Origin of the sequence: Kitasatospora sp. NPDC059571, assembly GCF_042735675.1 — a bacterium.
Lineage (GTDB): Bacteria > Actinomycetota > Actinomycetes > Streptomycetales > Streptomycetaceae > Kitasatospora.
This window is the reverse complement of the sequence record NZ_JBHWBW010000421.1, coordinates 1-7055: the sequence shown is the minus strand read 5'-3', so window position 1 is coordinate 7055 and position 7055 is coordinate 1. Positions and strand designations below refer to the sequence as shown.

Annotated in this window: 7 protein-coding genes; 4 read left to right on the top strand and 3 right to left on the bottom strand. The window is 72.1% G+C overall.

Annotated features, from left to right (window positions below; genetic code table 11):
- Window positions 1-192: 192 nt before the first annotated feature.
- Both purF and ACFV0G_RS31725 read right to left on the bottom strand, forming a co-directional pair.
- Window positions 193-1770, bottom strand: coding sequence for an amidophosphoribosyltransferase (gene purF, locus ACFV0G_RS31730; protein ID WP_380555480.1), 1578 nt, complete (start codon window positions 1768-1770; stop codon window positions 193-195).
- A gap of 219 nt (window positions 1771-1989) precedes the next feature.
- On the bottom strand, window positions 1990-2808 hold the full coding sequence (locus ACFV0G_RS31725) for a diacylglycerol kinase (protein WP_380555478.1): 819 nt from the start codon (window positions 2806-2808) through the stop codon (window positions 1990-1992).
- 127 nt (window positions 2809-2935) lie between these two features.
- On the opposite strand from ACFV0G_RS31725, the gene ACFV0G_RS31720 reads away from it, so the two are divergent.
- Window positions 2936-4219: an adenylosuccinate synthase gene (locus ACFV0G_RS31720; RefSeq protein ID WP_380555476.1), complete on the top strand. Its 1284-nt coding sequence runs from the start codon at window positions 2936-2938 to the stop codon at window positions 4217-4219.
- 130 nt (window positions 4220-4349) lie between these two features.
- Window positions 4350-4943 carry a GNAT family N-acetyltransferase gene (locus ACFV0G_RS31715; protein WP_380555474.1) on the top strand — a complete coding sequence of 198 codons (594 nt, stop codon included), beginning with the start codon at window positions 4350-4352 and terminating at the stop codon, window positions 4941-4943.
- A gap of 7 nt (window positions 4944-4950) precedes the next feature.
- Here ACFV0G_RS31715 and ACFV0G_RS31710 read toward each other — a convergent pair whose 3' ends face one another.
- Window positions 4951-5373, bottom strand: a complete 423-nt coding sequence (locus ACFV0G_RS31710; RefSeq protein ID WP_380555472.1) for a DUF350 domain-containing protein — start codon at window positions 5371-5373, stop codon at window positions 4951-4953.
- Window positions 5374-5458: 85 nt separating this feature from the next.
- Here ACFV0G_RS31710 and ACFV0G_RS31705 point away from each other — a divergent pair, with 85 nt between their 5' ends.
- Entirely contained in the window at window positions 5459-5773 is a 315-nt protein-coding gene (locus tag ACFV0G_RS31705) for a hypothetical protein (RefSeq protein WP_380555470.1), read from the top strand.
- A 3-nt stretch (window positions 5774-5776) separates the two neighbouring features.
- Window positions 5777-6997, top strand: a complete 1221-nt coding sequence (locus ACFV0G_RS31700; RefSeq protein ID WP_380555468.1) for a glutathionylspermidine synthase family protein — start codon at window positions 5777-5779, stop codon at window positions 6995-6997.
- Window positions 6998-7055: the final 58 nt, after the last annotated feature.

Sequence of the window (7055 nt, the reverse complement as noted above, 5' to 3'; positions counted from 1 at the left end):
TTGGCCACAGCGGGGGGGGCGTGGGGGGCGCCGATTTGGTGGGTGGTCAGGTGCTGGGGCCCTCTGGGGAAATGGGGGGTGGGGTGATCTGGGGGGGGGGCGGAGAAACCGTGGGGGGCGCGGGGACCGCGACCTGGCGCCTCCGGAGAGGGCCGGTCGCGCAGTTCCCCGCGCCCCCGGTGGTGCATGGGCCTACGGCCGTCGCAGGGCGTCCGCGCCGCCGTGGCCGCCGATCAGGGACTGGACGCCGTCCAGGTCGCTGGTCGGCTTGCCGCGCACGGCCGGCGGCTGCTGGCTGCCGGCGAGCTCGGCCTCCAGGAGCAGCTTGCCGAGCAGCGCCGGGTCGGGCAGCTCCATCGGGTACTCGCCGTCGAAGCAGGCCCGGCAGAGCCGGTCCTTGGGCTGCGCGGTCGCCTCGATCATGCCGTCGATCGAGATGTAGGCGAGCGAGTCGGCGCCGAGCGTGCGGCCGATCTCGTCGATGGTCATGCCGTTGGCGATCAGCTCCGCGCGGGTGGCGAAGTCGATGCCGAAGAAGCACGGCCACTTGACCGGCGGGGAGGAGATCCGGATGTGCACCTCGGCCGCGCCGGCCTCGCGGAGCATCTTCACGAGCGCGCGCTGGGTGTTGCCGCGGACGATCGAGTCGTCCACCACGACCAGGCGCTTGCCCCGGATGACTTCCTTGAGGGGGTTGAGCTTGAGCCGGATGCCGAGCTGCCGGATGGTCTGGCTGGGCTGGATGAAGGTGCGGCCGACGTAGGCGTTCTTCACCAGGCCGGAGCCGTACGGGATGCCGCTGGCCTCGGCGTAGCCGATGGCGGCGGGGGTGCCGGACTCCGGGGTCGCTATCACCAGGTCGGCCTCGACGGGGGCCTCGGCGGCGAGCTTGCGGCCCATCTCCACGCGGGAGAGGTGCACGTTGCGGCCGGCGATGGAGGTGTCGGGGCGGGCCAGGTAGACGTACTCGAAGACGCAGCCCTTGGGCTTGGCCTCGGCGAACCGCGAGGTCCGCATGCCCTGCTCGTCGATGGCGATGAGCTCGCCGGGCTCGACCTCGCGGATGAAGGAGGCGCCGCAGATGTCGAGCGCCGCCGTCTCGGAGGCGACCACCCAGCCGCGCTCCAGCCGACCGAGCACCAGCGGGCGGATGCCCTGCGGGTCGCGGGCGGCGTAGAGGGTGTGCTCGTCCATGAAGACGAGCGAGAAGGCGCCCTTGACCTTGGGCAGGATCTGCCGCGCGGTCTCCTCGATGGAGAGGTCCGGGAAGCCGGCCAGCAGGGCGGTCACCAGGTCGGTGTCGTTGGTGGCAGCCGTGCGGCCGGAGCGGGAGACGTGCTCCTCGCCGGGCAGCTCGGCGACCATCGCCGCGAGTTCGGCGGTGTTGACCAGGTTTCCGTTGTGGCCGAGGGCCAGCGAACCGTGCACGGTCGCCCGGAAGGTCGGCTGGGCGTTCTCCCAGACCGAGGACCCGGTGGTCGAGTAGCGGGCATGTCCGACGGCGATATGCCCGTGCAACGACCCCAGGGAGGTCTCGTCGAAGACCTGGGACACCAGTCCCATGTCCTTGAAGACGAGAATCTGGGAGCCGTTGCTCACTGCGATGCCCGCGGATTCCTGTCCGCGGTGCTGCAGGGCATAGAGGCCGAAGTACGTGAGCTTTGCGACCTCCTCGCCGGGAGCCCAGACACCGAAGACGCCGCATGCGTCCTGGGGGCCTTTCTCGCCGGGAAGAAGATCGTGGTTGAGTCGTCCGTCACCACGTGGCACGTCTTCGAGTCTAGGGCAGTTTCGTACGCCACCCCGAACAGGGGAGTCGCGGTTTATTGGCCGAAGCGATGGCAACGCGCGTAGACAAAACCCCTTACATCCGCGCGCATTTCCGCGGCGGCATTTCCGCCGGAGCGCGCACCCCCTTGTCACGCCCGCTGTCCGGGCGCCCCGGGCGGCTGACGGCGCGTCGCCGGGCGGCAGCGGGCGTGATCCTGCTCACCCGGCGGGCAGCAGCAGTGACCAGGCGCCCGGGAGGACCGTCCAGGTGCGGTGCCGGACGGGGTGGACGGGCCGGCCGTCGGCCGCGTACCCGAAGCCCCGGCCGGTGACGGCGAGCGCCTCGGCCCGCAGCCGCTCGGACCTGCCCTCCAGGACGAGGGCCACCTCCAGGGCGCCCTCCGCCGGGGTCACCCGGAGCAGCCGGATCCGCTCGTGGACGTCGGCCAGCAGCCGGCCGTCCGCCTCGACCCTCAGCCGGGAGCCCTCCGCTGCGGAACCGGTCGCCTGGTCGGGCGCAGCCAGTTTCGCCCATAGCGAACGCAGGGACAGCGGGCCCCGCCGTACCCGTTCGCCGATCCGCACCTCGGCGATCACCACCCCGCCGCCGTCGTCCACCAGCAGGTCGAGCTTGCGGGGCGCGCCGCCCAGCACGGTGCGGGCGGCGGCCACCGGCTCGCCGGGCAGGCCGAGCGAGCGACAGGCCGCGACGGCCGGGGGCCGGCCGACCGGGACCACCCCGATCGGGTCCGAGCCCAGGTCACGCTGCCGGTGGAGGGCCTGGAGCACTCGCTGCACGGCAAGATCACATCCGATCACGACCGGTCGGCGGCGGCCGCGGTGCGACAGCACCCGGTCGAGTTCGGACTGGTTCTCGGGCAGCGCGACCTTGGCGTCCGTCCCCCCGCAGAGGACGTCCCGGGCGATCCGGACGGACTCGCCGTCCGCGCGGCCGGCGGCCGGGTCGACCAGGACCAGCAGCGGATCCCTTCCGCCGCGCTCGTCAGGGCGGGATGCGGGCGTGGACAGGGACGACACGACCGGTCCTTCCTCAGGTAATCTCTCGGTGCAAGAGCCCCTTGCGCTATTGCGCCAGGGGCTTCGTCTATCTCGGGGCAGACTGCGGCCTTCCGCAGGATGCCCCAACCGGAAGGGGTGTACGCCTGTGCCGGCACTCGTGCTCGTTGGTGCTCAGTGGGGAGACGAGGGCAAGGGGAAGGCGACGGACCTCCTCGGCGGCTCCGTCGACTACGTCGTCCGCTACCAGGGCGGCAACAACGCCGGTCACACGGTGGTCATCGGCGACCAGAAGTATGCCCTGCACCTGCTGCCTTCCGGCATCCTCAGCCCGAACGTGACCCCGGTGATCGGCAACGGCGTCGTGATCGACCCCGGTGTGCTGCTCTCCGAGCTGGCCGGCCTGAACGACCGCGGCATCGACACCTCCAAGCTGCTGATCTCGGGCAACGCCCACCTGATCACGCCGTACCACCGCACGCTGGACAAGGTCGCCGAGCGCTTCCTCGGCAAGCGCAAGATCGGCACGACCGGCCGCGGCATCGGCCCCGCCTACGCCGACAAGATCAACCGCGTGGGCATCCGGGTCCAGGACCTCTTCGACGAGTCGATCCTCCAGCAGAAGATCGAGGCGGCGCTGCACGACAAGAACCAGATCCTGGTCAAGCTCTACAACCGCCGCGCGATGCCGGCCGAGCTGGTCGTGCAGGAGTACCTCGGCTACGCCGAGAAGATCCGCCCCTTCCTCGCCGACACCACCCTGGTCCTCGACCAGGCGCTGAAGGCGAACAAGGTCGTCCTGCTGGAGGGCGGCCAGGGCACCCTGCTGGACGTCGACCACGGCACGTACCCCTTCGTGACCTCGTCGAACCCGACCTCGGGCGGCGCCTGCACCGGCGCCGGCATCGGCCCCACCAAGATCGACCGGGTCATCGGCATCCTCAAGGCGTACACCACCCGCGTCGGCTCGGGCCCGTTCCCGACCGAGCTGCTGGACGCCGACGGCGACGCGCTGCGCCGGATCGGCGGCGAGCGCGGCGTCACCACCGGCCGCGACCGCCGCTGCGGCTGGTTCGACGCGGTGATCGCCCGCTACGCGACCCGCGTCAACGGCCTCACCGACTTCTTCCTCACCAAGCTCGACGTGCTCACCGGCTGGGAGCAGATCCCGGTCTGCGTGGCGTACGAGATCGACGGCCGCCGGGTCGAGGAGCTGCCGTACAACCAGTCCGACTTCCACCACGCCAAGCCGATCTACGAGACGCTGCCGGGCTGGAGCGAGGACATCAGCAAGGCGCAGACCTTCGCCGACCTGCCGAAGAACGCGCAGGCGTACGTGAAGGCGCTGGAGGAGATGTCCGGCGCGCCGATCTCGGCGATCGGCGTCGGCCCCGGCCGCACCGAGACGATCCAGATCAACTCCTTCCTGTAGGACTCCGCTCGCGCAGGACTCCGCGAGGCCCCGCACCCCGGTGCGGGGCCTTTCGCGTACCCCGCCTCCCATATTTGCACTAGTGCAGATATGAATTGCACCTAGTGCGTACTGGGTCTATGGTCGCGGCATGACCGCGAAGCTGCCCGCTCCCACCGTCCTGACCGGCCGCCGTGTCCGGCTGGAGCCGCTCACCCCGGCGCACGTGCCCGACCTGTTCACCGCCTCCGGCGGCGACGAGGAGGTCTGGCGCTGGCTGCCGTACGACGTCCCGCGCACCGAGCAGGAGATGGCGGCGCACATCGACGGCCGGCTGGCCGAGGGCGGCTGCGTCCCGTTCGCGGTGATCGACCTCGCCGACGGCCGGGCCGTCGGGGTCACCTGCTACTTCGACTTCAGCGCCGAGGACGAGCTGCTGGAGATCGGCGGCACCTGGTACGCCCGCCGGGTGTGGCGCAGCGCGGTCAACACCGAGGCCAAGCTGCTGCTGCTCACGCACGCCTTCGAGGAGCTCGGCATGGGCCGGGTGACCTGGAAGACCGACCACCTCAACGAGCGCTCGCAGAACGCCATCCGCCGGCTCGGCGCGCGCTACGAGGGCACGCTGCGCCGCCACCGCCGGCGCCCCGACGGCAGCTGGCGCGACAGCGTCTACTTCTCCATGCTGCGCGACGAGTGGCCGGCGGCCAGGGCCCGCCTGACGGAGCGCCTGGCCGCGGGCTGACCGGGCCTCAGGCGATCGCGGCGGCCACGATCGCCGCCACCGACAGGTTGCACGCGGCGGTCACCCAGACCGCCGGGTGCGGCTCCGGGTCCACCAGCACCTCGCCGAGGCGGCCCGGCGTCAGCAGGTCGACCAGCCAGAACGCGACCGCCATCAGCACCAGGCCGAGCAGGCCGAACGCCGCGGTGGCGACCAGGCCCTTGGCGAACTCGTCGTAGGTGTACATGATCGCGGTGAAGACGATGCCGCCGATCCCGAGCAGCGCGGAGCTGAGCACCACGGCGGCGTTCCGGTTGCGCTCCAGCCAGATCTGCCGGCCCAGCTTGCCGGGCGTCAGAACGTCGACCAGGCCGACGCCGAGCAGCAGCAGCACCAGGCCGACGCCGCCGAAGGCCGCGGCCACACCGAGCCCGTGGACGATGTCGTGCATGCTGCTCCCCCGCCGAAGTGTCAAGGACCGGCAAAAGATATCCCATGGGAAGGGCCGCGGGGACGCCTGAGTACCATCACCCGTCATGACGCAGACCGACCCCGTCCCCGGCCGCCGGCGCTCCGGCGCGGTGGCCCTCGGCATGGTGGGCACCCTGGCCCTCGCGCTCACCGGGTGCTCCTCCGGCGGCAGCACTCCGCGGCGCTGCGTCGACCCCGGCACCCTCGCGGTGCTCGACGACCACTCCTGCGACGGCGGCTCCGCCGCGGCCGGCCGCTGGTACTACTGCGGGTCCGGCTCGGTGACCGCCGCCGGCGGCACCTTCGACCGGGCCGCCACCAAGCGCGGCGGCTTCGGCTGCCCGACCGGCAGCAGCCACGCCGGCTCCGGAGGGGGCTGAGCCGTGCGCCGCCGCACCGTCGAACCGCGCCCCGGCTGGCGGGCCGCGGTCGAGAGCCAGGGCCTGATCTACGCCGTCTGCGAGGACCCGCGGGTCCCGGGTGCGGAGTACGCGTACTGGGACGAGAGCGCCTACTACGAGTTCTCGCTGCCCGAGGTCGAGGCGCTGGAGGAGGTCGTCGAGGAGCTCCACGGGCTCTGCCTGGAGGCGGCCGACCACGTGGTGCGCACCGGACGGTTCGCGGACTACGGCATCACCGACCCGCGGCTCGCCGAGGTGGTCGCCGCGTCCTGGCGGCGGCGGGCGGAACAGCCCTCGCTGTACGGGCGGTTCGACCTCGCGTACGACGGCACCGGCCCGGCGAAGCTCTTCGAGTACAACGCGGACACCCCGACCTCGCTGATCGAGGCGGCCAGTCCGCAGTGGTTCTGGATGGAGGAGCGCTTCCCCGAGGCCGACCAGTGGAACTCGCTGCACGAGCGGCTGGTCGCCGCCTGGGCGCGGCAGAAGGAACTGCTGCCGCCCGGCCCGGTGCACTTCGCGCACTCCCGCGGGGACACCGAGGGCGAGGACTGGATGACCACCCTCTACCTCCAGGAGACCGCCGAGCAGGCCGGGCTGCGGACCGTCTCCATCGCCATGGAGGACATCGGCCTGGACGGGCTGACCGGGCGCTTCGTCGACCTGGAGCACCGCTACATACGCTCCGCGTTCAAGCTCTACCCGTGGGAGTGGCTGGTCGAGGACGGCTTCGGGGCGCAGCTGCTCGCCGGGATCGACCTCGGCGGCTCCACCGGCTCCACGCTGTGGATCGAGCCGCCGTGGAAGATGCTGCTCTCCAACAAGGCGCTGCTGGCGGTGCTGTGGGAGCTGTTCCCCGGCCACCCCAACCTGCTGCCCGCCTACCTGGACGGGCCGCGCGAGCTCGCCGCCACCGGGTACGCGGCGAAGCCGCTGCTCGGCCGGGAGGGTGCGGGCGTGCGCATCGTGGAGCCGGGCGGCGGCGAGACCCTGCTGCCCGCGTGGGCCGGCGATCCGGACCGCTACGGCGCCGAGGGCTTCTGCTACCAGCAGCTGTGCCCGCTGCCGGAGTTCGACGGCAACCGCCCGGTGCTCGGCGCCTGGGTGGTGGACGGCGAGGCCGCCGGGCTGGGCATCCGGGAGACCCACGACTCGCCGATCACCCACCAGGGCGCCCGCTTCCTGCCGCACGTCATCGTCTGAACGCCCCGGCGGGGTCGGCGCCGAGGGCTCCGGCGCCGCCCTGCCCGCGGCCGCGGGC

What these genes read in the sequence shown, in the direction of transcription:
- ACFV0G_RS31705 (WP_380555470.1), top strand. Translation starts at nt 5,459, where the DNA reads ATGACGCAGACCGACCCCGTCCCCGGCCGCCGGCGCTCCGGCGCGGTG.
- ACFV0G_RS31715 (WP_380555474.1), top strand. Translation starts at nt 4,350, where the DNA reads ATGACCGCGAAGCTGCCCGCTCCCACCGTCCTGACCGGCCGCCGTGTC.
- ACFV0G_RS31710 (WP_380555472.1), bottom strand. Translation starts at nt 5,373, where the DNA reads ATGCACGACATCGTCCACGGGCTCGGTGTGGCCGCGGCCTTCGGCGGC.